This is a genomic window from Paenibacillus sp. GP183 (genome assembly GCF_900104695.1).
Taxonomy (GTDB): Bacteria; Bacillota; Bacilli; order Paenibacillales; family NBRC-103111; genus Paenibacillus_AI.
In genome coordinates this window covers 2,960,064-2,981,641 of the sequence record NZ_FNSW01000001.1, presented here as the reverse complement: position 1 = coordinate 2,981,641, position 21,578 = coordinate 2,960,064, and the positions used below count along the sequence as shown (strand labels likewise).

The 21,578-nt window shown below is 47.3% G+C and carries 20 protein-coding genes, 4 tRNA genes and 1 pseudogene; 21 read left to right on the top strand and 4 right to left on the bottom strand.

Translation table 11 applies throughout. The features are described 5' to 3' along the window. Positions 1–45: 45 nt before the first annotated feature. Positions 46–399 (bottom strand): hydrolase/acyltransferase, encoded by a 354-nt coding sequence (locus tag BLV33_RS14660; protein WP_090792917.1) that lies wholly within the window; start codon positions 397–399, stop codon positions 46–48. A 126-nt stretch (positions 400–525) separates the two neighbouring features. On the opposite strand from BLV33_RS14660, the gene BLV33_RS14655 reads away from it, so the two are divergent. The 3 genes from BLV33_RS14655 to BLV33_RS14645 all read left to right on the top strand — a co-directional run bounded on the left by BLV33_RS14655 (position 526) and on the right by BLV33_RS14645 (position 1,200). Next, the gene (locus tag BLV33_RS14655; protein WP_090792913.1) at positions 526–999 is read left to right on the top strand and encodes a SprT family protein; all 474 of its coding nucleotides are present in this window, start codon (positions 526–528) and stop codon (positions 997–999) included. A gap of 18 nt (positions 1,000–1,017) precedes the next feature. Further along, positions 1,018–1,093 (top strand) — tRNA-Asn (locus BLV33_RS14650). 18 nt (positions 1,094–1,111) lie between these two features. Beyond that, positions 1,112–1,200 (top strand) — tRNA-Ser (locus BLV33_RS14645). 54 nt (positions 1,201–1,254) lie between these two features. Here the strand turns inward: BLV33_RS14645 and BLV33_RS30105 are convergent. The 3 genes from BLV33_RS30105 to BLV33_RS30095 are packed head-to-tail and all read right to left on the bottom strand — an operon-like array spanning position 1,255 to position 2,184. After that, a complete protein-coding gene (locus BLV33_RS30105) occupies positions 1,255–1,440 on the bottom strand; it encodes a CorA family divalent cation transporter (RefSeq protein ID WP_253187081.1) in 186 nt (61 codons plus the stop codon). 8 nt (positions 1,441–1,448) lie between these two features. Next, entirely contained in the window at positions 1,449–1,940 is a 492-nt protein-coding gene (locus tag BLV33_RS30100) for a CorA family divalent cation transporter (protein ID WP_253187079.1), read from the bottom strand. Beyond that, positions 1,927–2,184 carry a CorA family divalent cation transporter gene (locus BLV33_RS30095; RefSeq protein ID WP_090792906.1) on the bottom strand — a complete coding sequence of 86 codons (258 nt, stop codon included), beginning with the start codon at positions 2,182–2,184 and terminating at the stop codon, positions 1,927–1,929. Before BLV33_RS30095 ends, BLV33_RS30100 begins: the two co-directional genes overlap by 14 nt. A 157-nt stretch (positions 2,185–2,341) precedes the next feature. Between BLV33_RS30095 and BLV33_RS14625 the strand changes: the two genes are divergently transcribed. The 18 genes and pseudogenes from BLV33_RS14625 to BLV33_RS14540 all read left to right on the top strand — a co-directional run bounded on the left by BLV33_RS14625 (position 2,342) and on the right by BLV33_RS14540 (position 21,502). Further along, positions 2,342–2,416, top strand: a tRNA-Glu gene (locus BLV33_RS14625). Between the two features lie 30 nt (positions 2,417–2,446). Continuing rightward, a tRNA-Leu gene (locus BLV33_RS14620) sits at positions 2,447–2,528 on the top strand. Positions 2,529–2,912: 384 nt separating this feature from the next. Beyond that, a complete protein-coding gene (locus tag BLV33_RS14615; protein WP_253187077.1) occupies positions 2,913–3,980 on the top strand; it encodes a serine hydrolase domain-containing protein in 1,068 nt (355 codons plus the stop codon). Positions 3,981–4,015: 35 nt separating this feature from the next. After that, positions 4,016–4,996, top strand: a complete 981-nt coding sequence (locus BLV33_RS14610; RefSeq protein ID WP_090792904.1) for a GNAT family N-acetyltransferase — start codon at positions 4,016–4,018, stop codon at positions 4,994–4,996. A 97-nt stretch (positions 4,997–5,093) separates the two neighbouring features. Continuing rightward, entirely contained in the window at positions 5,094–5,954 is an 861-nt protein-coding gene (locus tag BLV33_RS14605; RefSeq protein ID WP_090792901.1) for a MurR/RpiR family transcriptional regulator, read from the top strand. 178 nt (positions 5,955–6,132) lie between these two features. Continuing rightward, on the top strand, positions 6,133–7,047 hold the full coding sequence (gene murQ / locus BLV33_RS14600; RefSeq protein ID WP_090792898.1) for an N-acetylmuramic acid 6-phosphate etherase: 915 nt from the start codon (positions 6,133–6,135) through the stop codon (positions 7,045–7,047). 32 nt (positions 7,048–7,079) lie between these two features. Then, positions 7,080–8,513 (top strand): ABC transporter substrate-binding protein, encoded by a 1,434-nt coding sequence (locus tag BLV33_RS14595; protein WP_090792894.1) that lies wholly within the window; start codon positions 7,080–7,082, stop codon positions 8,511–8,513. Positions 8,514–8,602: 89 nt separating this feature from the next. Continuing rightward, positions 8,603–9,505, top strand: coding sequence for a carbohydrate ABC transporter permease (locus BLV33_RS14590; protein WP_090792889.1), 903 nt, complete (start codon positions 8,603–8,605; stop codon positions 9,503–9,505). A gap of 16 nt (positions 9,506–9,521) precedes the next feature. Beyond that, positions 9,522–10,382, top strand: coding sequence for a carbohydrate ABC transporter permease (locus BLV33_RS14585; protein WP_090792886.1), 861 nt, complete (start codon positions 9,522–9,524; stop codon positions 10,380–10,382). 45 nt (positions 10,383–10,427) lie between these two features. Continuing rightward, the gene (locus BLV33_RS14580) at positions 10,428–11,402 is read left to right on the top strand and encodes a GNAT family N-acetyltransferase (protein WP_090792883.1); all 975 of its coding nucleotides are present in this window, start codon (positions 10,428–10,430) and stop codon (positions 11,400–11,402) included. Further along, entirely contained in the window at positions 11,399–12,103 is a 705-nt protein-coding gene (locus BLV33_RS14575) for a PIG-L deacetylase family protein (protein ID WP_090792879.1), read from the top strand. Before BLV33_RS14580 ends, BLV33_RS14575 begins: the two co-directional genes overlap by 4 nt. 80 nt (positions 12,104–12,183) lie before the next feature. After that, on the top strand, positions 12,184–13,323 hold the full coding sequence (locus BLV33_RS14570) for an exo-beta-N-acetylmuramidase NamZ family protein (RefSeq protein ID WP_090792875.1): 1,140 nt from the start codon (positions 12,184–12,186) through the stop codon (positions 13,321–13,323). Between the two features lie 15 nt (positions 13,324–13,338). Continuing rightward, positions 13,339–14,262 (top strand): N-acetylglucosamine kinase, encoded by a 924-nt coding sequence (locus BLV33_RS14565; RefSeq protein WP_090792872.1) that lies wholly within the window; start codon positions 13,339–13,341, stop codon positions 14,260–14,262. A gap of 3 nt (positions 14,263–14,265) precedes the next feature. Continuing rightward, a complete protein-coding gene (gene nagZ, locus BLV33_RS14560; protein WP_090792868.1) occupies positions 14,266–15,891 on the top strand; it encodes a beta-N-acetylhexosaminidase in 1,626 nt (541 codons plus the stop codon). Beyond that, positions 15,891–17,096 (top strand): anhydro-N-acetylmuramic acid kinase, encoded by a 1,206-nt coding sequence (locus BLV33_RS14555; RefSeq protein ID WP_090792865.1) that lies wholly within the window; start codon positions 15,891–15,893, stop codon positions 17,094–17,096. Before nagZ ends, BLV33_RS14555 begins: the two co-directional genes overlap by 1 nt. A 222-nt stretch (positions 17,097–17,318) precedes the next feature. Then, positions 17,319–18,021: pseudogene (locus BLV33_RS14550) on the top strand (IS6 family transposase). Positions 18,022–18,258: 237 nt separating this feature from the next. Next, positions 18,259–19,023 (top strand): tyrosine-protein phosphatase, encoded by a 765-nt coding sequence (locus tag BLV33_RS14545; protein ID WP_090792861.1) that lies wholly within the window; start codon positions 18,259–18,261, stop codon positions 19,021–19,023. A 55-nt stretch (positions 19,024–19,078) separates the two neighbouring features. Beyond that, the gene (locus BLV33_RS14540) at positions 19,079–21,502 is read left to right on the top strand and encodes an S-layer homology domain-containing protein (RefSeq protein ID WP_090792858.1); all 2,424 of its coding nucleotides are present in this window, start codon (positions 19,079–19,081) and stop codon (positions 21,500–21,502) included. The last annotated feature ends 76 nt before the right edge of the window (positions 21,503–21,578 follow it).

Sequence of the window (21,578 nt, the reverse complement as noted above, 5' to 3'; positions counted from 1 at the left end):
AGGGATAACGGGTGCAGGTCTCATGTCGATTCAGGGAGCAGAAGATTACGGTTCCAACTCTTCCTCGTACCATTGCTCCAGCTGCGCCTCTAGGGCGCGAATTTCCGTGAGCAGCGAAATTAATGGGTATGCTTTTTCCTGAATGGCAGCAAAGGTTTGCTCCAATCGGTTCACATAAGCTAGTCCCTGTGTGGGTTGATAACCCGGATCAATCAGCTCCAGATTATCGAATTCAGCAATCACATGAGCCAGTTTGGGTACATTTGCAGCAGTTAGCTTATCCAGCTCCTTATGAAGCCGGCGGTTTAAAGCTGTGAGCTGGTACATATGAGTGCTCGGCATTTCGACAAATTCCAGCTGATCTTCATGCTTAAGAAGGGCATATCTCATTTGCGGCATATTGGCTTCGTTTGTCCCCTTTCGTAAAGCGGCACACTTCATTTCTACTTGACAGTATAGCGGTACATGGGGTACAAATTCAAGTAAGTTATTTCTTCACAAAATCCTAAGGGGTGTTTTCTCTTGATGAACGATCGGGAGCTGCAGAGTTGGGTAGAGCACATTTCGCAGACATCGTTTGGCAGGCCTTTTCTCCATCAAGCACGGTTTAATCGAAGATTAAGGTCTACGGGCGGCAGATATTTTACCAAGTCGCATGACATAGAAATCAGTACGTTACAGCTGGAAACCTTCGGCAAGGAGGAAGTGGAAAAAATCATCAAGCACGAGCTCTGCCACTACCACCTTCATTTGCTCAAAAAAGGGTACAAGCACCGCGATCAGGATTTCAAGTTGCTGCTTAAGCAGGTCGGTGGATCCAGATATTGCCAATCTTCTCCTCGTGCGCCAAGTAAACAGCCCTACCGGTATAGGCTGGAATGCGTAAGCTGCAAAACGGAATATTTCCGTAAAAGGCAGGTTGATGTGCGTAAATTTGCTTGCGGAAAATGCAGAGGGAAGCTAAGACTGTACGTCCTTGACTTGAATACCCTTTCATGATAAATTTGAGATTGCCGTTCCCTGATAGCTCAGTTGGTAGAGCACTCGACTGTTAATCGAGTTGTCACAGGTTCGAGTCCTGTTCGGGGAGCCACATTTTCTTTTTATATTTGGAGAGATACCCAAGTGGCTATAAGGGGACCCTCTGCTAAGGGGTTAGACTGCGTAAGCGGTGCGAGGGTTCGAATCCCTCTCTCTCCGTTGGATGCTCGAGCAAGGAAGTCGCTGATAAAGCGGCTTCCTTTTTTTGCCCGTTCAAAACCAGCGCTTGCGCTTAAAATACAGAAAGGTGCCGACCGCTACGGCAATCATTAAAATCCAAACGTACGCATAGCCGTATTCCCAATGCAGCTCCGGTATGATACTGAAGTTCATTCCATACAAGCCAACGATAAATGTCAGCGGCTTGAAAATGGTAATGAACAGAGTTAAAGTTTTCATGATCTCATTCATGCGATCCGATTCATGCTCATCTGCAGCTCCAGGAGGCATGTAAGGGATTCGCGGAAAATATTGAGTGAATCGACGACACGTGAGATGTGATCATAAATATCGATAAAATACACTTTGTCTTCCTGCTCTGTATAGGGAAAATCATGATGGCTGAGCGTGCTGAGTATGGTTTTTTCCTCAGCGATGATCCGCCGCAGCTGATGCATGGTCCGTTTGAGCTGGAATATTTCTTGAGCGATCCGGATGTGAGGGTGCCGGTAAATGCCCCGCTCCATTTTCTCCACGCGGCTTTCGATATTATCCACGATCTCCGCATAATCATCGACACAGTGATCGAGCAGGGAATGCAGGATGAGACCCGGGTGGCTCATTCTTTCTTCAATGACTTTACACTCCTCGTACAATTCATCGACGAATGAAATGGACTCGTGACTCACGGTGATCACATAATTATCTCCAATAGCTGTGCCGAGATCAATCGGCTTCAAATCCTTTTGTATGGCAAAAAAAGGTGACAAAGAAATTGTTTTTATATTTATCCATTTTTGGACGCTGATTGAGTTTGATGGCATCTTCTACAAGCAGCGGGTGGCAATTAAATAAGGTACCCAGCACCTGATTCACTTCTTCAGGCGTTGGGGAAATCATCCTCACCCAAGCATCCTCGTCAGATGTCGGAACGCGAATAGGCTCCTCTGTAAGTGTCCCAGTGGATGTTTGATACAGCAGCATGTTCATCTTGCACCTCGATGGTTTGGAATGCTCTCAGCATATCACACCCGCACTTAGCATTTCCATCAATATACAATGGAGTTTTTGCTTGTTTTTGCCGAAGGAATCCAGTATAATAACCTTTGTCGCGAAAAACGGCATCCCTCAATTTTTGCAAGGCCCGTTGGTCAAGTGGTTAAGACACCTCCCTTTCACGGAGGTAACAGGGGTTCGAGTCCCCTACGGGTCACCATTGAATTTTAAGCTCAATGGATTATAACGCGCGGTCGTGGTGGAACGGCAGACACACCATCTTGAGGGGGTGGCGCTCACAAGGCGTGCGGGTTCAAATCCCGCCGACCGCATAAAGAGGAAAGCCTTGATATTTAAGGCTTTTTTCTTTTTGTCTAAAGGTTTCGATTGTATCTAATTACTGTTGGAGTAATTATATTAGGGGTATGGGGTTAAAAATGGGTTGAAAATAAGGTAGCGATTCCACTAACAGAGTACGATAGTACAATCACAACAGGGGTTGCCGAAAGGCAACCCCTTGATCCACTAACGGGCTGCATGCACATTGAGGGTAACAGTATGGTCATGGACGGAACAAAATTTTAGGGCAAAAAAAAATTGAAATTTAATTTCACAAGCCGTATAATGGGCTCATTTCAAAACGGTTGCCTTGAACGGCATGAATCGTATTTTGGAGGTTCGAAGCAACAAGTAAAAATGGAAGGGGCTCAGCCATCGTGTCTTTCTTGGATATCCCTAAGATCAGCCTTTTCATCGAACAGGAAATTGCTGCTGGACATCTGCCCGGTGCGGTGCTTTATGTTGCTCATAAAGGGAAGGAGCTGCTGAAGCAAGCCTATGGCAGTCGGGTTGTTTACCCGGAAGCCGCTCCGATGAGAACGGATACGGTTTTCGATCTGGCTTCGCTGACCAAAGTCGTTGCAACGTTGCCGGCGGCGCTTCAATTGATGGATCAAGGGAAAATTTCTTTAGCGGATCCAATCGGGGCATTTCTGCCTCGCTTTCGCCTGCAGCTGGAAGAACCCATTCGGATCCTGCATCTGCTTACGCACACATCGGGTCTTAAGGCGGATTTGCTGGGCATGCAAGCGCTGCTGCGGCTATCCCGGGAAGAGCTTCTGGACCGAATTGTAAACGAACCGCCGCTTCATCCCCCGGGAACAAAGGTCGTGTACAGCGATATTGGAATGATAATGCTCTATCTCATCATTGAATTCGTAACCGGCGAATCTTTCGACACCTACCTGAAGAGGGGAATTTATGAGCCGCTCGAGATGTTGGAAACCGGTTTTTGTCCGGCCTTCGAAGAAACGCGCTATGCCGTTACTGAGTTTTCCGAACCGCATCAGGCCTACAAGTCAGGAAATGTGCACGACGAGAAGGCGGAGCGGATGGGCGGAGTAAGCGGTCATGCGGGTTTGTTTTCTACAGCCCACGACCTGGCGAATTATGCGTTAATGATTCGGCAGAAAGGTCTCTTTAAAGGCCGGCGAATTATTTCTAGGGCGTCCATCGAGCTGTCGTACCGTAACTTTACGCCTTTAGACCAAGAATACCGCGGACTCGGCTGGCTGCTGAAAAATCCGAAAAGTTTCTCTTTCGGAGGCGACTATTTATCCGAGCAAGCATTCGGACATACTGGTTTTACAGGCACCAGCCTGTTGTTTGATCCGGAGATGGATCTGCAAATCATATTTCTCACGAATCGGGTTCATTTCGGTCGAACGGAGCACATCTTGCGGATTCGTCCAAGGCTGCACAATCTCATTCTCTCTCACTTCTAATTTGCCGAAATCAAAAAAGTTCAGGAGGTTTTCAAATGAAATACGTATCATTATCGGAAGATCGGCTGACGGAAATGTGCCGTCTTTGGAATCGAGAGCTCGGCGATCAGTTTCCGATGCGCGAACAGCTGCTCAGGCAAAACAGCTTTCTCGATGTTAACGTACTGAAGGAGGGCTCTTGGCTTGCAATTGAAGAGACAGGCGGGAAAGTTGTCGGTTTCGTCGTTGCAAAGCTGTGGCAGGAGCAAAGGGATTTCGTACTGGGGGCCGGTACGGGTTGGATTCAGGTATTGTTGGTAGATCGGGGTTTCCGCGCGCTTGGAGTCGGAAGCGAGCTGCTGAACCGGGCTGAAACGGCTCTCTACGAACGGGGGGTTCATAAAATTTTAATCGGGCGCGATCCGTGGCATTATTTCCCCGGTATCCCCAAGGAGTACCCCCATGTCCGCACATGGCTCGAGACCAAAGGATATCAAGATGATCATCGAGTCGAACATGATCTTCTGGCGACTTATGACGAAAACTCGGAGTGCACGCTGCCCATACAGGAGGGCGTTTCGTATCGGCTGTTGGAGAAGCACGAGAAAGGCGAGCTGCTTGCTTTTTTTCTCCGCTGTTTTCCAGGTCGATGGGAATATGAAGCCATTCGCTATTTTGAGCTTGGGGGAGCGGGCCGTGAATTCGTTGTGATCGAGAAGGAAGGCCGAATTATCGGTTTTTGCCGCATAAACGATAGTTTATCTCCAACCATTGCCCAGAACGTTTATTGGTCGCCGTTATTCGATAATGAGCTAGGGGGGATTGGGCCTTTGGGTGTCGACCGCGAGTACCAAGGCAGAGGTTATGGGCTGGCGGTTATTCAAGCAGGTGTTCATTTCCTAAGGGAACGCGGTATTCGACATATCGTCATCGATTGGACGACACTCGTATCCTTCTATGAAAAGCTGAATTATCGGGTATGGAAAGTGTACGATTCCTATTCAAAGGTAGTAAAGAAAGCCGATGCTTCTCTATGATGTATCTGGCCGACCAATATCAATCTTGTATTTTTGAAAAATTCCACTTATGATGATATAGAAATTTCGAAGAATTTTAATAAAGTAGGGAACGTATATGATTCATGACAATATTTTAATTAAGATTCGCGATATGAAGGACAGCCTGACGCCCGTAGAAAAATTGGTGGCAGAGTACATTCTCGAACATTTAGAGGATATTCCTCACCTATCGATTAAAAACTTGGCTCAATTGACGAAGACGAGTGACGCGTCTGTACTCCGCTTTTGCAAAACAATAGGATATAGCGGCTATCGCAGCTTTATTGTAAGTATTTCTGCTTCAATTGGATCGATGGACGATGGGCAGAAGGATCAATACACCGATATTCAGCCGGGAGATGATCTGTCTATCATCATCTCGAATGTTTCCCGAAATAATAGCAAATCCATTGAGGACACCCTCAGTGTCATCGATAAGAACGAGATCGCCCGTACCGTAAAAGTGCTGCGCGAATGCAAACGTATTGCATTTTTCGGTATCGGCGCTTCCGGTTTGGTAGGAATCGATGCGGAGCAGAAATTTTCTCGCATTAACAAGATGTGCCACACCTATACAGATGGGCACAGTCAGCTTACTGCCGCTACGCTTTTGGACAAGAACGATGTAGCTATCTTCATTTCGAATTCCGGAAAGACGGTAGAGATTCTTGATTCGTTAGAAATCGCCAAAAAGAATGGCGCATGTATTATTGCGATCACGAAATATAACAAAAGCGAGTTGGCGGATAAGGCAAACATCGTACTCAGTATCTCTACGCCGGAAATAACCATCCGGAGCGGCGCCATGGGATCCCGGATTGCGATGCTTACCGTCATTGATATTCTTTTTGCCGGAGTGTCCAGTGCAGAGTACAAGAATGTGAAGAAATATTTGACCAAAACTCATGATATTATAGCCAGCAGACACCGTAAGTAACTATTCAAGAAAACATCGGCTTCTCAAAAAGGAGCCGGTGTTTTTTTGTCGGATTTGAAATAAAAAAACCAATTATTTACTCCAACACAAAATAAAATTTCAAAATATATTGACCCAAGTGATTTTTTTAGTTAATATCTAACCACGGGACAAAAAAATACAGGAAAGGGGGATGGCTATGGATGAGTATTTGTCGGGATTAACTACGGAAACAATAAACCAGAAGACCCTGACGATCGATGAATGTACAACGGAACAAATGCTGCATCTTATCAATGAGCAGGATGCGATGGTGCCTGGGGCGGTTGCCGCAGAGATACCGCAAATCGTGAAAGCGGTTGACATACTCCATCATGTGCTTAAAAATGGCGGCAGAATGTTTTATGTAGGAGCGGGAACTTCTGGCAGACTTGGTGTGCTTGACGCTTCGGAATGTCCGCCTACTTTTGGCATTGACCCTATGCTGGTGCAAGGCCATATTGCCGGAGGCGACAAGGCGCTGAGACTGGCTGTCGAAGGTTTCGAAGACAGTGCGGAGGAAGGAATTAAGCTGATCGATGACTGCGGCGTGACGGCCAGGGATGCGGTTATTGGCATTACGGCCAGCGGAAGCGCACAATTTGTCATTGCCGCTTTGAAAAAAGCAAAGGATGTTGGTGCAGCAACGATCGGCGTAGTGAACAACAAAAATTCCAAATTAGAGCCGGTCTGCGATGTTTGCATTTCACCGGTGGTTGGGCCGGAAGCGATTATGGGATCAACCCGAATGAAGGCGGGCACCGCACAGAAGCTGGTTCTGAATATGCTCACGACCTGCACGATGGTGAGGCTCGGAAAGACGTATGACAACCTCATGGTTGATTTGAAGGCAAGCAACGTCAAATTGTATGATCGTTCAGTTCGGATCATTAAGGCCGCAACGGGAGCAGACGATGAGACAGCGATTTCGCACTTGGAAAACGCTTCCATGAATTGCAAATTGGCAATCATGATGATAAAAACCGGTTTGGGTGTTTCAGAAGCAGAGCATGCGTTGGATCGATGTGAAGGCAGTTTGAAAAAAGCAATACGCAGTTTTACCAAAGTTGTTTGATACATTGAATATCACATGGGAGGTCATTGTTCATGAAAAGAAAAATGAAAGTAGTCACATCCGTCGTGACATTAGCCCTGGCAGTAAACGCATTAGCGGCATGCGGCAATAACAGTCCAAGCAACTCGCAGGCCCCAAGCGCAGGTGCAGCCACATCGGCAGCAACAGACACCATTACAGCGTTGCTTCCGCCGGTATCTCCTAACTATCAAAAGAATTTTGACCAAATGGCGAATGACTTTCATGCGCAGTACCCGAATCTGACCTTGAAGATCGAGCCGGCAAGCTGGGAAGATGTGACGCAGAAGCTAGATACGCAGGTTAATGCGGGAAGTCCTCCGGACGTTGCATTCATTGGTTCTGATGGCATTTCCAAATACGTAGATCAAGGCATGCTTATGGATATCACGAGTGCAGCAACGAAAGATATGATTGCTGACTATGATCAAGCGCCGCTCGACTACATGAAAAACGGCAAAGGTCTTTATGGCTTCCCGGCCTATATGGAAGTGCACGCACTGGGTGGCAATAAAGAATTTTTGGAAAAGGCCAGCATCGACTGGAAAAGCATTCAGCAAAACGGTTGGACCTATGACCAGTTCCGCGATGCGATCAAGAAGGGCGTTGTAACAAGTAACGGTAAAACGTCCACCTACGGTTTCGTATTTGCAACGAAAGGTGTTGCATCCAAAGACTACTTGAACATCATGGCAAGAAATGCCGGCATGCCGAGCCCGTTTACTAAAGATTTGAAGTATTCATATACTAGTAAAAACTACTTGGGCTTGTTGAAAGATCTTCGCCAGCTGATTGATGATGGCTCCATGCCGAAAGAGCTCAGCTCCGTGGATGCCGGTATGCGTTGGAACATGTTCTTGACTGGCCAAACGATGATCACTGGTAAAGGTCTTGCTACTTTTGAGAACTCTGCCAAAGCAAATAACGCCAAGATTAAAGCCAATGACGGAAGCGCAGTGAAAAACAGCATCGCGGTGGATTACATCGTATTGCCTCCTCCGACCTTCCAAGGCGCTAAACCATCGTATACGACTGTTGTCGACGGCTATGTAACGTTCCGTGGCAAAAAAGAACCAACTGCCGAGCATAAGGCCAATGTCGTGAAGGCAGCCTACTTCCTTGCGAGCGGTAAAGTTGCAGCAACGACAAACAACGACCTGTTCGCTGCGCACATTACTCAAAGCGGCAAAAAAGCTGCTGAAAGCATGAAAGTGGATAGAATGCCTGAGAACGTAGCCGCTGTTCAAAACATGCTCAAAAACGCAACGCCGGCTCGTCCTGATATCCCGACTGATCTGGGCGCAAAAGCGATTAAATTGGAAACTGAAGTGATCGTTCCTAAGTTCCAAGCGTTGATTGCAGGCGAAATTACACCAGAAGCGATGTATGATGCCGTAAAAGCCGCTGCGATTCAAACGTTCGGTGCTGACGGAGTTGTTAAAGACTAAGGCTAAACTTTAACCTTCGGATAGTCGTTGGAGTATTCCGCGGCTATCCGAACTATTTTATAGTAGTTTCTGAAACGAGGTATGACAGTATGGTTAATATCGCAAAATCGATGAAACGAACGAAAATCAGGGGAGAAGGAACTTGGGGATATGCGTTCATTGCCGTCGCTTTGGTCGCTTTTGCGATGTTTACCGCATACCCGGTCGTCAGCGCGTTTATTATCAGTTTTCAAAAGTACAAGCCGATCGGTTCCACCTATGTCGGATTCGACAATTATATCCATACGTTAAAAGATACCCTGTTTTGGAAAGCATTGCGCAATACCATCGTCTATACGCTGTTGACGGTTCCTGTCAACTTGCTGATTTCTATGACCCTGGCTATTCTGATTCTGCCTTTCAGGAAAAAAACACAATCCTTCTTTAAGGCCGTTTACTATTTGCCAGCAGTTGCTTCAGGCGTCGCCTTGTCAGTCGTGTGGCTCTGGATCTACGATCCTTTAGAGGGTGGCATCTTGAACCAGTTCATTCACTTCTTCGGCTTCAGCAATCAGAACTGGTTGGGATCAAGTAAAACCGCGATGTTTTCTTTGGTTCTGATGTCTTGGCTGTCCAGTCATGGTACTAGCATTATTATCTACCTGGCCGGGCTGCTGGGCATCGACGAAACGTATTACGAAGCGGCTGAACTAGACGGAGCTAATTTCCTTCAAAAGCTGCGGCATATCGTAGTGCCAAGCCTGAAGCCGGCTACGCTGTTTCTTTTGGTAACCGGCGTGATCGGTTCTTTCCAAGTGTTCCAGAATGCTTATCTGATGACAGGCGGGGGACCTGACAATGGAACGACGATGGTTGGCCTCTTGATCTTCAATAATGCGTTCACCCTATTCGATTTCGGCAAAGCTGCGGCACAATCCTTGCTATTAGCCGTCATTATTGCCGTCATCTCGGTGATCCAGTTCAAATACGCAGGGAAAGACGTCGAGTTTTAAGGGAGGGGGATATCATATGGCGTTGTATAGCAATCACACAGGAAAACCGGCAGTGAAACATCTTAGAAATACGATCATTTTTATCGTCCTTCTCCTTTTTGCTCTGGCGACGATTTTTCCGATTTATTTTATGATCGCTTCTTCTTTGGGAGCTCCGGTTGAGTCTGGAGCGGTCAGCTACTCCATCTTTCCAAGCAAGATTACACTCGCTTCCTTCAAATTTTTCTTTGATTTCAGCAAATATTCTTATCGGTGGATCCTAAACTCGCTAATTGTGGCAAGTACGGTCATGATCTCGAATGTGCTTTTTGCCAGTATGGCCGGCTACGCATTCTCGAAACTCCGGTTCAAGGGAAGAGGCATGCTGTTTGCTGTGCTGCTGGGCTCCATGATGATTCCGTATCAGGTAACACAAGTGCCTTTGTATATCTTGATTGTCAGAGTGTTTAATCTACAAAACACGTATAGTGCACTGATCATACCAAGCATTGTGACGGTATATAACATTTTTCTCGCGAAGCAGTTTATGAGCAGCATTCCGACCGAGATCCTGGAGAGTTCCAAAATCGAAGGCGCAAATCAATTCCAGATTTACTGGAGGATCATTCTGCCTTTATCCAAGACGGTTTTAGCCGTTATGGCGATTCTGACTTTCATGGACAGCTGGAACACCTTCTTCTGGCCGCTGCTCGTGACCAATACGATGGATATGGAAACGATCCAGGTCGGATTGAAAAACTTCCGATTTGCTAATACGACCTTTATCTCACCAATGATGGCAGGCGCTACAATCTCTGCATTGCCTATGTTTATTCTGTTCTTCAGCTTGCAAAAGTACTTCCTGGAGGGCGTAACGGTAGGGGCGGTCAAGGGTTGAACGGATCTGCAAACGGAGCATGCTTTCAGACGGAGGTAAGGTACGATGAACATCGCGACTTGGGGGAATCAGTATGTCAATCAAGTCATTGCGTTATGGAACGAGGAAGCTGTAAAGGAAAGCTATAAAGAGTTGTCGGCACAAAGCTTCGAAGCTATCTTTCTATCCAATCCTTACTTCGACAAGGAAAATACATTCGTCTTGCTGGAGCGGGATCAGGTCATTGGATTTGCCTGCGGCTGTACAGGGGATGATCTGCCTCTAGGAGATCTAGCAGGATATATCACGTGCATCGTTCTATCTAGTGACTGGAGAACTGATGAAAACTATCGCATGCTGCTAGATGTCTTGGAGCATCGTTTTCAACAGAAAGGCAAGAAGCAGGCAGACATTCTGTTCTTCAATCCGATAAAGCTGCCTTGGTATATACCGGATACCCCTAACCATGAACACAATAACGCACCGGGTTTGCCGGTGGACAGTCCGGTCTATGCCTTCCTGCTCAGCCAGGGCTATAAGGAACGCGTGCAAGAAAGCGGCATGTATTTGAATTTGGCCGGCTTCGCCATTCCGGATGATAACCGGGCTAAGGAAGAAAAGGCAGTTGCCGATGGCTACAAGGTGGAATTGTTCGACCCGGGCAAACACTACGGCGTGGATGACATGCTGAGCGGATTGAATAATCTGTTGTGGCAGAAAGAGATTGCCGAATGCACGGCAGACGGTGTGCCTGTGGTCATTGCGGCGCATCAAGGCAAGGCCGTCGGTTTTGCCGGACCTGTCATTCGCCAAGAGAACGGCCGGGGTTATTTCACCGGCATAGGCGTGCATCCCGATCATGAAGGGCATGGTTTAGGCAGCATCCTTTTCTTCAAGCTCTGTGAGGCATTTGAGGCGATCGGGACCGAATATATGTCGCTTTATACTGGAGTCTCGAATCCTGCCATCCGCATTTACGAGAAAGCCGGGTTTAAAACTATCAAATATTTTTCTGTCATGAGAAGGGAGTTTTCATCATGAGTGAACAAAAGCTAACTATTCTGGCTATTGGCGGTCATGTAGGAGATATGGAGCTGACGGCAGGCGGAGTCCTGGCTAGCCACGCTATCAAGGGAGACCGAATTGTGACATTAGCGCTGACAGCAGGAGAACGAGGCGTTCCCGCAGGAAGAGATGTCATGGAATACCGCGAGCAGAAAGTGAATGAGGCTAAAGGTTTTGCCGAAATGCTGGGCGGCGAAGCCATCGTCTTTGACATTCCGGATGGAGAGCTGCCGGATGACGATGAAATTCGCTTCAAAGTATGCGATGTCATTCGCGAAGCGCGCCCGAATGTGATCATTACGCATTTTAAAAATAGCATGCATAAGGATCATATGACGACTCACCGCATTGTGAACGATGCGCGTTTTTATGCCGGCTTGGGAGCGATTAAGCGGGAGCTTCCTTCCCATTTTGCTTCGAAATTGTATTATGCCGAGAACTGGGAGGATGCGGTCGACTACAGGCCGTACGTTTACGTAGACTTCTCCAAAGAAGCCTATGAATTATGGGTGAATGCCGTGTCCTTGCATTGGTTCGTCACGGGCAGCAAATCTTTCCCTTATCTGGAGTACTATAAGCATTTGGTCAGAGTTCGCGGAATTGAAGCCCGCAAAGAATATGCGCAAACGTTTATGGTTCCGGAAGAAACGATGCGCCTTCTTAAAACTGAATTATAAACATGCGAATGACTGTAACAAGACAAATGTTACAGTCATTTTAAAATCATTATAGAATCACACGCATTCAGGAGGCGTCTATGATCCGAAACGGTATTGATTGTATTGATCGGCATTATGATTTGTTTAAAGGAAAACGATTGGGGCTGATTACGGCTCCAAGCGGATTGAACAGCGATTTTGTATCTACGATCCAAATTCTCCATGAGCGTTTCCATCTGGCAGCCATGTTTTCGGCGGAGCATGGCGTAAGAGGAGATCAAGCTGCCGGGGCTCTGGTGGACACTTATCTCGATCCTATGACGAATGTACCTGTATATAGCCTGTATCGTAAAGATTCCAAGCGCTTGAGTCAGGAAATGCTGGATGAGGTCGATATGGTCGTTTATGATATTCAGGATGTGGGAGTACGTTATTATACATTTATTTATACAATGCTATATGCTTTGGAGGACTGTGCGAAGGCAGGAAAGGAATTTGTGGTGCTTGACCGGATTAACCCGCTGGATGGGATAACGGTAGAAGGCAATATTCTGAAAAGCGGCTTTCAGTCTTTTGTCGGCAATTACCCGCTTTGCGTGCGCTACGGTCTGACTATCGGTGAGTTAGCCGTTATGGCGAACGAACAGATGAATTGGAACTGCAAGCTGCATGTAGTACGCTCGGACGGGTGGGAGCGGAGGATGCTTTTTCCTGATACCGGACGCGCATGGGTCATGCCATCCTTGGGGATTCCCCGGTTTGACACGGCATTGCTTTATCCCGGCACCTGTTTGTTTGAAGGGACCAACATTTCGGAAGGAAGAGGAACGACCGTTCCGTTTGAAATGGTAGGAGCGCCATTTATTCAAGCCGAGAAGCTCGCGGACGAAATGAACGGCAAGAAGCTGCCCGGCGTCGTGTTCCGGCCTGTCTATTTCAAGCCTACCTTCTCCAAATATCAAGGAGAACAATGCGGAGGCGTACAGCTTCATGTGCTGGATAGCCGCGCGATTAGGCCTTTGGAAACAGGGATCACTTTGATGTATGCCATTAGGCGGAATTATGAGCAATTTGCTTTTCTGCCGCCTTTTAAAGAGGGCTCTAGACCTTTCATTGATTTATTATGCGGGGACACGGTGTACCGTGACGACCATCTGGATGTCCTGGCTATGCTGGAGCAATTTCGGGAGGAAAGCCGGGCGTTTACCCGCATAAAGCAGCAGTATCATCTGTACTAAGGAGAGGACTGTTTGATGAGATACGCAGCAGGATTGGACGGCGGCGGCACCAAGACCGCGGTGAAGGTGATTGATGAGCTAGGCAGCACCGTCCATACATTTGCATCAGGCGCGATTAACTATAATGGGCAGGACGAGGCGAGTGTGCGCTCTAGTCTGCAGGACATTTTTGATACGATTGCCAAGGTGTGCGGGGGACTTACGCATTGTGCGCAAGTCTGCATAGGCGCGGCAGGGGTAAGCAATCCAACGGTCGTTACACGGTTGGAATCCACTATAAGAGCGTGCGGATATCAAGGGGAATTATTGATTACCGGCGATCAAGAAACGGCGCTTTGCGGCGCGCATGACAGCGAATACGGGATGATTGTCATTGCGGGTACCGGGTCCATCTGTTATGGCAAAAACAAAGCCGGCGTATCTCATCGGACCGGCGGTTATGGCCATCTCATTGACGATGAGGGCAGCGGGTACAGTATCGGCCGGGATCTGCTCGCTGCCGTGGTGCGTGCGCACGATGGCCGATTGCCTGAAACCGCAATCGAAAGAATGGTGTTTGAGCAGCTCCAAATGGAGTCGATTCAGCAGATCATCGGCTTTGTATACGACAAGCGCACCAATAAAAAAGATATTGCCGCTCTGGCGCCTATTTTGTCCGACGCCAGCGCACTTGGCGATGAGACGGCTCTGGCCATCGCGAATAAAAGCACCCACTCTCTGTTCGAACTGGTGGTTCCAGTAGTGGAAAAGCTGTCCCTACAGGAAGGAAGCCTTGCGATGGCTGGAAGTGTATTGCTCAAGAACCCTTTTGTGCGGAACGCGTTTGCAGACATGTTAAAAAAGGAATATCCCGGAATGAACTGTATCACGGCGAAGAGCGATGCTGCAAGCGGCGCGGCACTTATGGCATTGAATCGTATGCCGCGGGAGGAGAGATAAACAATGAAAGATATTCAAACGATGACGTTGAGAGAGAAAATCGGGCAGATGCTCCTTTGCGGCTTTTATGGTACGGAAGCTACCCATGAGTTGGAAGAGCTAATCGAGGAGCATCAGATTGGCGGAGTTATTTATTTTGCGCGCAATGTGGTCCATCCGCTGCAGGTGGCTAGGTTATCCAATCAGCTCCAGCAAATCGCGGAGCGTTCCAATCATGTACCGCTTTGGATTTCGATCGATCAAGAGGGAGGCATGGTTGCCCGCATAACGGAGGGGGTTGCCCTGATGCCGGGGCAAATGGCTCTGGCAGCGGGGGGGAGTGCGGCACTGGACGCTGTCTACGAGGCTGCTTTCATCTCCGGAAAGGAGCTTAGGGCGCTAGGGATAAATATAAATTTCGCCCCGGTTCTGGATGTGAACAACAACTCGGATAATCCGGTCATCGGCGTCCGCTCGTTCGGCGAATCGCCTGAGCTTGTCGCTGAATTCGGATATCAGTCCGTGAAAGGCTTCCAGGCTGCAAATGTGGTTGCGACCGCGAAGCATTTCCCGGGACATGGCGATACGAATGTCGACTCGCACTTGGATTTGCCAACGGTTGCTCACAGCCTTGAACGGATTCGCTCCGTGGAGCTAGTGCCTTTTGTCAAAGCGATTGAAAGCGGCGTCGATGCGATCATGTCGTCGCATATTTATTTTCCTGCTTTGGAACCGGACAAGCTGCCTGTCACGCTCTCTAAGACTGTCTTAACCGGGCTGTTGCGCGAGGAACTGGGCTTCGAGGGCGTGATCATGACCGATTGCATGGAGATGAATGCCATCTCCGAGCATTTCGGCACGGTGGCAGCAGCCGTAATGGCGGTCGAAGCCGGGGCTGATCTCATTCTGATCAGCCATAGCCGCGACCTCCAGGTCGCCGCGATCGCGGCGATCGAGCGCGCCGTTCGCGAGGGTCGCCTGACCGAAGCGCGTATCGACGCTTCCGTCGCCCGCTTGTTCGCACTGAAACATCTGCGCGGCGTGCTCACTCCGCAGCCTGACGCAGCAACCGTGCCCGTGGTTGGGACTGCGGCGCACTGCGCGGTCGCGCAGCGCCTCAGCGAGGCGAGCATCACGCTCGTCAAAGACGAGCAGAAGCTGCTCCCGCTGCGGCGCGAAAAAACGCTCGCGGTCACCGTGGCTGCTGCTGTGTCGTCGGACGTCGACGAAGCGTACGCAGGTCCCGCTAGCCTAGGGGCTGCGCTGGCCGACCACGGTCTTGACGTGATCGACTGCGTGATCCCGTTGCGGGAAGTCGGCGAGCGATCGAAAGCAGTGCTCGAAGACGCGCAGCAGGCGGAGCAGATCGTCATCGGAACGTATAACGCACGATTCCATCCGGCGCAGGTCGAGCTGGTGCATGCCCTGAAAGCACTCGGCAAGCCGCTGGTCGTAGTCGCACTGCGCGTGCCGTACGATTTGCTGGAGATGCCGGACGTATCCACCTTCATCGCCGCATACGAAAGCCGCCCCCTTGCACTGCAGAGCACAGCCCGCTATCTGCTCGGTCAGCTGACGCCTCAAGGACGGCTGCCAGTCTCGCTCTACCCGCACTATCAGGCAGACTGGAAATGGGAGAGTCACAAGTGATGCTTCGAAAGCTGCTGGAACGCACCTCGGTTACCGTTGCAGGCATTATGTCAGGTACCTCGCTTGACGGCATCGATGTCGCACTTGTCCGCATTGATGGTTGCGGCATCGATGCGCAGGTCGAGCTGCTCCATTTCTGCAGCTTACCCTATGAAGCGGAAATACGCGAGAAGCTCAAACAATTGTGCTCGATCGATCAATCGGACGTAGCGCGCTTGTGCGGCATGAATTTCGTCATTGCCGAGCGCATGGCAGCCGCAGTGGCGCAGACAGCCGCGGACGCGAAGATGCCGATTGAGCAAATCGATCTCATCAGCTCTCATGGCCAGACGGTGTGGCACATTCCCGAAGCGGATGCGGCGGATCCGTTTCTGCCCAAATCGACTTTGCAGATCGGCGATTTGTCCGTCATCGCCAAACGAACGGGGATACCGGTTGTCGGCGACTTCCGCACCGCCGACATGGCGGTTGGCGGGCAAGGCGCACCGCTCGCACCTTATGGGGACTTCATCTTGTTTAGACATCCGGACAAAGGGCGTATCTTGCAAAATATAGGCGGTATCGGCAATTGCACTGCTATTCCTGCCACAGGCCAAGCTTCGGCGTCGGGCGAGATTAGTGGGCTCATCGCTTTTGATACGGGACCGGGGAACATGGTCATCGACCAAGTGGTCTATGAACTGACCGGCAGCAGCCTTGCTTACGATGAGGATGGAGCTTTTGCGGCGCGTGGACAAGTTCATAAGGACTTGCTTACCGATATGCTGGCTCGTCCGTATTTCAAGCAGCATCCGCCCAAAACGACAGGGCGAGAATTGTTCGGTAAAGCGTACGCTTCCTCATGGCTCGCAGCCGCCCTGCGTCAAGGTCTGTCGCCCGAGGATATTGTCGCCACGGCGACTGCATTTACAGCGCATTCCATCGCGCGCGCCTATCAAGATTTTGTTTTCCCGCATTGCAATGTGTCGGAAGTTATTATAAGCGGAGGAGGGGCTCATAACCGGACACTGATTGGGATGCTCAGGGGACTTCTTCCGATGCAATCCATCCTCACTTCGGATGAAATCGGCATTTCGTGCGATGCCAAAGAAGCGATTCTATTTGCATTGCTGGGGAACGATTGGCTGCATGGCGTGCCGAACAATCTTCCTTCGGCTACCGGAGCTTCGCGTCCCACTGTCATGGGTAAGCTGGCCCTGCCTTAGACGGTTCTGGTGCCTCCTTCGGGAGGCTTTTTCAATTTACTGAGCCGCGTCCGGATACTCATTATGGACCGATCAAGGGATAAACTCTCAGGGGTGATTTTTTCGTTTACACAATAACATTGGTTGATCACTAAAAAAAGTGATGTTAAATGGTTCTGGTGCAAAAATGAAATCGTGTGGTAACAGAGATAAAACCCATGTGGATGTAAAGGAAACATATAGATGAATTCAGCGTCAAATTTATTCAAATGGAAACATTTTAATGCGGAAATTATTTTACTAACGGTAAGATGGTATCTTCAATATCGTTTAAGTTATCGGGATTTGGTAGAAATGATGTCTGAACGTGGCATTTCGAATTCTCATACAACGATCATGAGATGGGTACATCAATATGCCCCTGAAATAGCCAACAGAGTTCGACCCCTTCTCAAACATTTGAATGACTCATGGCGTTGTGACGAAACCTATATCAAAGTAAAAGGTCATGGACTTATCTTTATCATGCTGTGGATTCAAAAGGTAAAACCATTGATTTTATGTTAAGTGAGAAGCGGGATAGGAAAGTCGCACAACGGTTTTTTCGGAAAGCTCTAGCCTTAGATCATGTTCAAATTCCAAGAGTGATTACCGTAGATAAGAACCCGGCCTACCCAGTTGCAATCGACAATCTGAAGAAGAATGATAAACTACCTCAGGAAACGCTGATCAGACAGACAAGTATCTCAATAACATCATAGAACAGGACCATCGATTCATTAAGAAACGAACGAATCCGATGCTTGGGTTTAAATCATTTCGAACTGCAGAACAAACGATAACAGGAATTGAAACGATACATGTGATCAAAAAGGGGCAAGTCGAATGTAATCATTCGTCGCCCCTTTTTGTCGTTCAACTCATGTTGTTCGGTTTAATTGCATAAAAATTAGTTTGACCGAACAGATCGTCTGGACTTTTTTAATTCTTTTTTGCGTTTTTTTGTTTCGTTAAGTATTTGGATTAAATAGGCATTTAGCACTAATAGGACAATATGGAAATTTTGTAGGCAAAAGGAGGTTAATTATGGTACACTTAGTCGTAAGAAGTCATTTGTTGTCTGCTGTTGTCCTTTGAAAAAGCTTTTTGTTGTATGGAATTTACATTATTTAGGAGTTAGCCAATGATTGATATTCATAGTCATATTTTACCAGATCTTGACGATGGATCTACTAGCTTGAGCGAGTCATTGGAAATGGCAAGAGAAGCCGTAAAACAGGGTATACATAAGATCATCGCAACCCCTCACCATGCGAATGGAACGTACTTGAATGAAACCTCGAGAGTAGAGCAATCCGTACATACTTTGAATGAGGAATTACAACTGCAAGGTATTCCGCTTACTGTGTACATTGGACAAGAGATTCGGTTATATCGAGATCTATTAGAGGATTTGGATCATAGCAGAATTGTAACTTTGAACAGGTCCAAGTACATGTTGGTCGAATTTCCATCCAGTCATATCCCTAACTACACGGATGAACTATTTCATGAATTGGGCATTCAGAAGATCACGCCCATTATTGCACATCCGGAGAGGAATCAAGAGATTAAGGAGAACCCTTCCAGGCTTCTTGAACTAATTGAAAAAGGGGGATTATCACAGGTGACCGCTCACTCTATCCTGGGTGGGTTTGGAAAAACCATTCAAGCATTTTCTATGAATTTATGCAAGAATCACTTGGCTCATTTCCTGGCATCAGATGCTCACAATCTAACAAATCGACCATGTGTACTGGGTCAAGCCTATCAAACTCTCAGGGAGAACCTGGGAAACGATGTTGCTGACCTTTTTCAACAAAATGCCAGATGTGTTTTGGAAGATCACTCATTGTTGAAAGAAATTCCAGTATGGTCTAGGCGCAAATGGTTCAAATTTTGGGGATGACCATTACGTAAGAAAAACTACTCCCATAAATTCTATTGAAGAGGTGAAGGTAAGAATGACGATGAAAAAGAAATTAGCCATTACGACTATGGCTGCAAGCTTGGTGTTAGGTACTTTAGCAGGTTTTCCTGTGATTAACAAAGGTAGTGTGAGCACAGGTGTTGCTTATGCGGCTACTCTGCCAGATGCTACACTTCTAGACAAGTTCAATGGCATACATGCAGAACTAGCTAAGGATACTGTTGGTCAAGCAGCTGTTAGATTAGCTAGAAAAAAGATTGATGAACTTTCAAACAATCTTGGACCAGAAGCATCACTTAAGAAAGCCCAGTTAATCGCTCCAATTTGGACCAGAGTAATCGCAAAGATCACTAATCCTCCTTATCCAGGTAATTATAGTGATATTAATGAAGCTGCGATTTATAATGTATTCAGCAAACTTGCTATTACCTATGATTCAACGGGAAGCGACCTTACAGCGGCTTTAAATAATCTATCCTTGCGAAATACTGTAAACAAATTGGAAACTCTGGCAGGAGTAGCGGGCGGTCTTAATGATATTACTTTGAATGATTTCAATCTTTTCTATGATGCAGTAATAAATTCACTAAAAACTTCATCAATACTTGTGGCAGCATCTAGCGATGCTCCTCCTTATGCCCCTACGAAAGCGGCAGTCAAGACGGCAATTGACTCTGTTCTTTCTTCTAATACAAATGTTAGTAAGGTTTTGACAAACCTCAGTATAACGGCGTCGGATATTATGGCCGTAAGGGATAATTTCGACGCATATGCAGATCCCCAAGGTCAAGCTAAGATTGCTACAGAGTCTGCAATTCTTCGATATATTATTTCTACTAAAAGTAATTACTTCGATCTAAGTCGCTCTTCTGACGGAAGAAGCCTAACACCAGGATTTAATGTATCTAATCTTCCAATATCGAATTTGCTGGATTGGGAAGTGACTTCCGGCTCTAACGTGAGTTTCACTAATGGGTCCTTTGTACTCGCAAACAGTGTAAACACCGCTACAATTGTAGGAATCGCTGCTCGCGATAAAATATTCCACAGACTGGTTTACATAGGTACAATATCTCTAACACCTCAAAGCACCGGTGGTGGTGGTGGTGGTGGTGGCCCAGTACCCGGAACGGATACTACTAAAGATAAAGTAGCTACAGATACAAAGGCAGCTCTTGGTGATATCAAAAAACAACTCCAAGATGCAACACCTGAAAAGCAAAAAGAGCTAATAAATCAAGCTAAATCCAAAGTAGAAGAAGCCATTAAGAATATCAGCAAAATCGATTTGACCAAAGCAACTACTACTAATGCTGCAGGGGACAAGGCAACAGCTGTATTAAACATCACTGATCTAAAGAAGCAGATTGAGGAAATTAATAAACAAGTCAAAGCGCTTAATGACAGCTTGAAAGAGCTGGATTCGACTTCTAAGACCGTGAAGGCCGAGCTTGCGCTTGATCTAGGCACTGTGAATGCCAAGACTACAGAAGTTCCACTTTCAAAGGAATTATTGAAGGCAGCTAAAGATAATGGAATCGATGCTATTGGTCTTACTCTAAATGGACTTAAAATGACTTTGAGTTCTGATGAATTCAAAGAGGATACAACCTTGAATGTAACCAAACAAGAAAAGGCAGTAGCTACTTCAGCTACCCAATTGCAAGTTGCGTCGGATGTGTATGAATTCCAATTTGCCTCAGGTGGAAATAAAGTTGATTCATTTAAGACGCCAATCTCATTAAGTATTCCGATTTCCAACACAAGTGGAATGGATACTGAGCTTCTGACATTAGCTAAAATCCTGGATGGCAAGCTAATTTTCTTCGGCGGAATCTATAAGAATGGCAAGCTGGATGCTAAACGTAACTCTTTCTCAACCTACACAGTTGTAGAAAATAAGGTTAGCTTCAATGACACAAGCTCTGTTCAAATATGGGCAGGACGTCAAATTCAAGTGGCGGCGGCCAAAGGAATCCTGGAAGGACGCGAAAGCAGTCAATTTGTTCCAAATGGTCAAGTGACTCGCGCCGAATTTGCCAAAATGATCGTGAAGACCTTCGGTCTGGAAGATGCCTCGGCAACTGCAAGCTTCAATGATGTCAGTGATACCGATTGGTATAAAGTGTATGTGGCTTCCGCAGTGAAGAATGGAATCGTGAACGGTCGAGCAGAGGGCAAGTTCGATCCGAACGGTCAGATTACCCGTGCTGAAATGGCAACTATGGCTGCAAGAGCATTGCTACTTTCCGGATCTATTGCGAATGTTACAGATATTGAAGCAGCGCTTAAAGTCTTCAAGGATGCAGGCTCAATTGGGGACTCTCTGAAATCAGGAGTAGCTTTAGCTGCAAGCCAAGGCATTATAGTCGGAGAAGAGGGAAGCCAATTCAACCCGAATGGAGTTTCCACTCGCGCACAGGCTGCAGTTGTTATCTATAGACTATTGAACAAATAAACCGAATAGGAATACCTCCTCTCTAATCATTGGGAGGAGGATTTCTTTTTCACTTCAGCATAAGAATGACAGATTA

Bases quoted from the DNA above. Each gene is read 5' to 3' on its own strand.
- BLV33_RS14660 (WP_090792917.1), bottom strand. From the start codon at position 399: ATGCCGCAAATGAGATATGCCCTTCTTAAGCATGAAGATCAGCTGGAA.
- BLV33_RS14655 (WP_090792913.1), top strand. From the start codon at position 526: ATGAACGATCGGGAGCTGCAGAGTTGGGTAGAGCACATTTCGCAGACA.
- BLV33_RS30105 (WP_253187081.1), bottom strand. From the start codon at position 1,440: ATGAAAACTTTAACTCTGTTCATTACCATTTTCAAGCCGCTGACATTT.
- BLV33_RS30095 (WP_090792906.1), bottom strand. From the start codon at position 2,184: ATGCTGCTGTATCAAACATCCACTGGGACACTTACAGAGGAGCCTATT.
- BLV33_RS14610 (WP_090792904.1), top strand. From the start codon at position 4,016: ATGAAATACGTATCATTATCGGAAGATCGGCTGACGGAAATGTGCCGT.
- BLV33_RS14605 (WP_090792901.1), top strand. From the start codon at position 5,094: ATGATTCATGACAATATTTTAATTAAGATTCGCGATATGAAGGACAGC.
- murQ (WP_090792898.1), top strand. From the start codon at position 6,133: ATGGATGAGTATTTGTCGGGATTAACTACGGAAACAATAAACCAGAAG.
- BLV33_RS14595 (WP_090792894.1), top strand. From the start codon at position 7,080: ATGAAAAGAAAAATGAAAGTAGTCACATCCGTCGTGACATTAGCCCTG.
- BLV33_RS14590 (WP_090792889.1), top strand. From the start codon at position 8,603: ATGGTTAATATCGCAAAATCGATGAAACGAACGAAAATCAGGGGAGAA.
- BLV33_RS14585 (WP_090792886.1), top strand. From the start codon at position 9,522: ATGGCGTTGTATAGCAATCACACAGGAAAACCGGCAGTGAAACATCTT.
- BLV33_RS14580 (WP_090792883.1), top strand. From the start codon at position 10,428: ATGAACATCGCGACTTGGGGGAATCAGTATGTCAATCAAGTCATTGCG.
- BLV33_RS14575 (WP_090792879.1), top strand. From the start codon at position 11,399: ATGAGTGAACAAAAGCTAACTATTCTGGCTATTGGCGGTCATGTAGGA.
- BLV33_RS14570 (WP_090792875.1), top strand. From the start codon at position 12,184: ATGATCCGAAACGGTATTGATTGTATTGATCGGCATTATGATTTGTTT.
- BLV33_RS14565 (WP_090792872.1), top strand. From the start codon at position 13,339: ATGAGATACGCAGCAGGATTGGACGGCGGCGGCACCAAGACCGCGGTG.
- nagZ (WP_090792868.1), top strand. From the start codon at position 14,266: ATGAAAGATATTCAAACGATGACGTTGAGAGAGAAAATCGGGCAGATG.
- BLV33_RS14555 (WP_090792865.1), top strand. From the start codon at position 15,891: ATGCTTCGAAAGCTGCTGGAACGCACCTCGGTTACCGTTGCAGGCATT.
- BLV33_RS14545 (WP_090792861.1), top strand. From the start codon at position 18,259: ATGATTGATATTCATAGTCATATTTTACCAGATCTTGACGATGGATCT.
- BLV33_RS14540 (WP_090792858.1), top strand. From the start codon at position 19,079: ATGACGATGAAAAAGAAATTAGCCATTACGACTATGGCTGCAAGCTTG.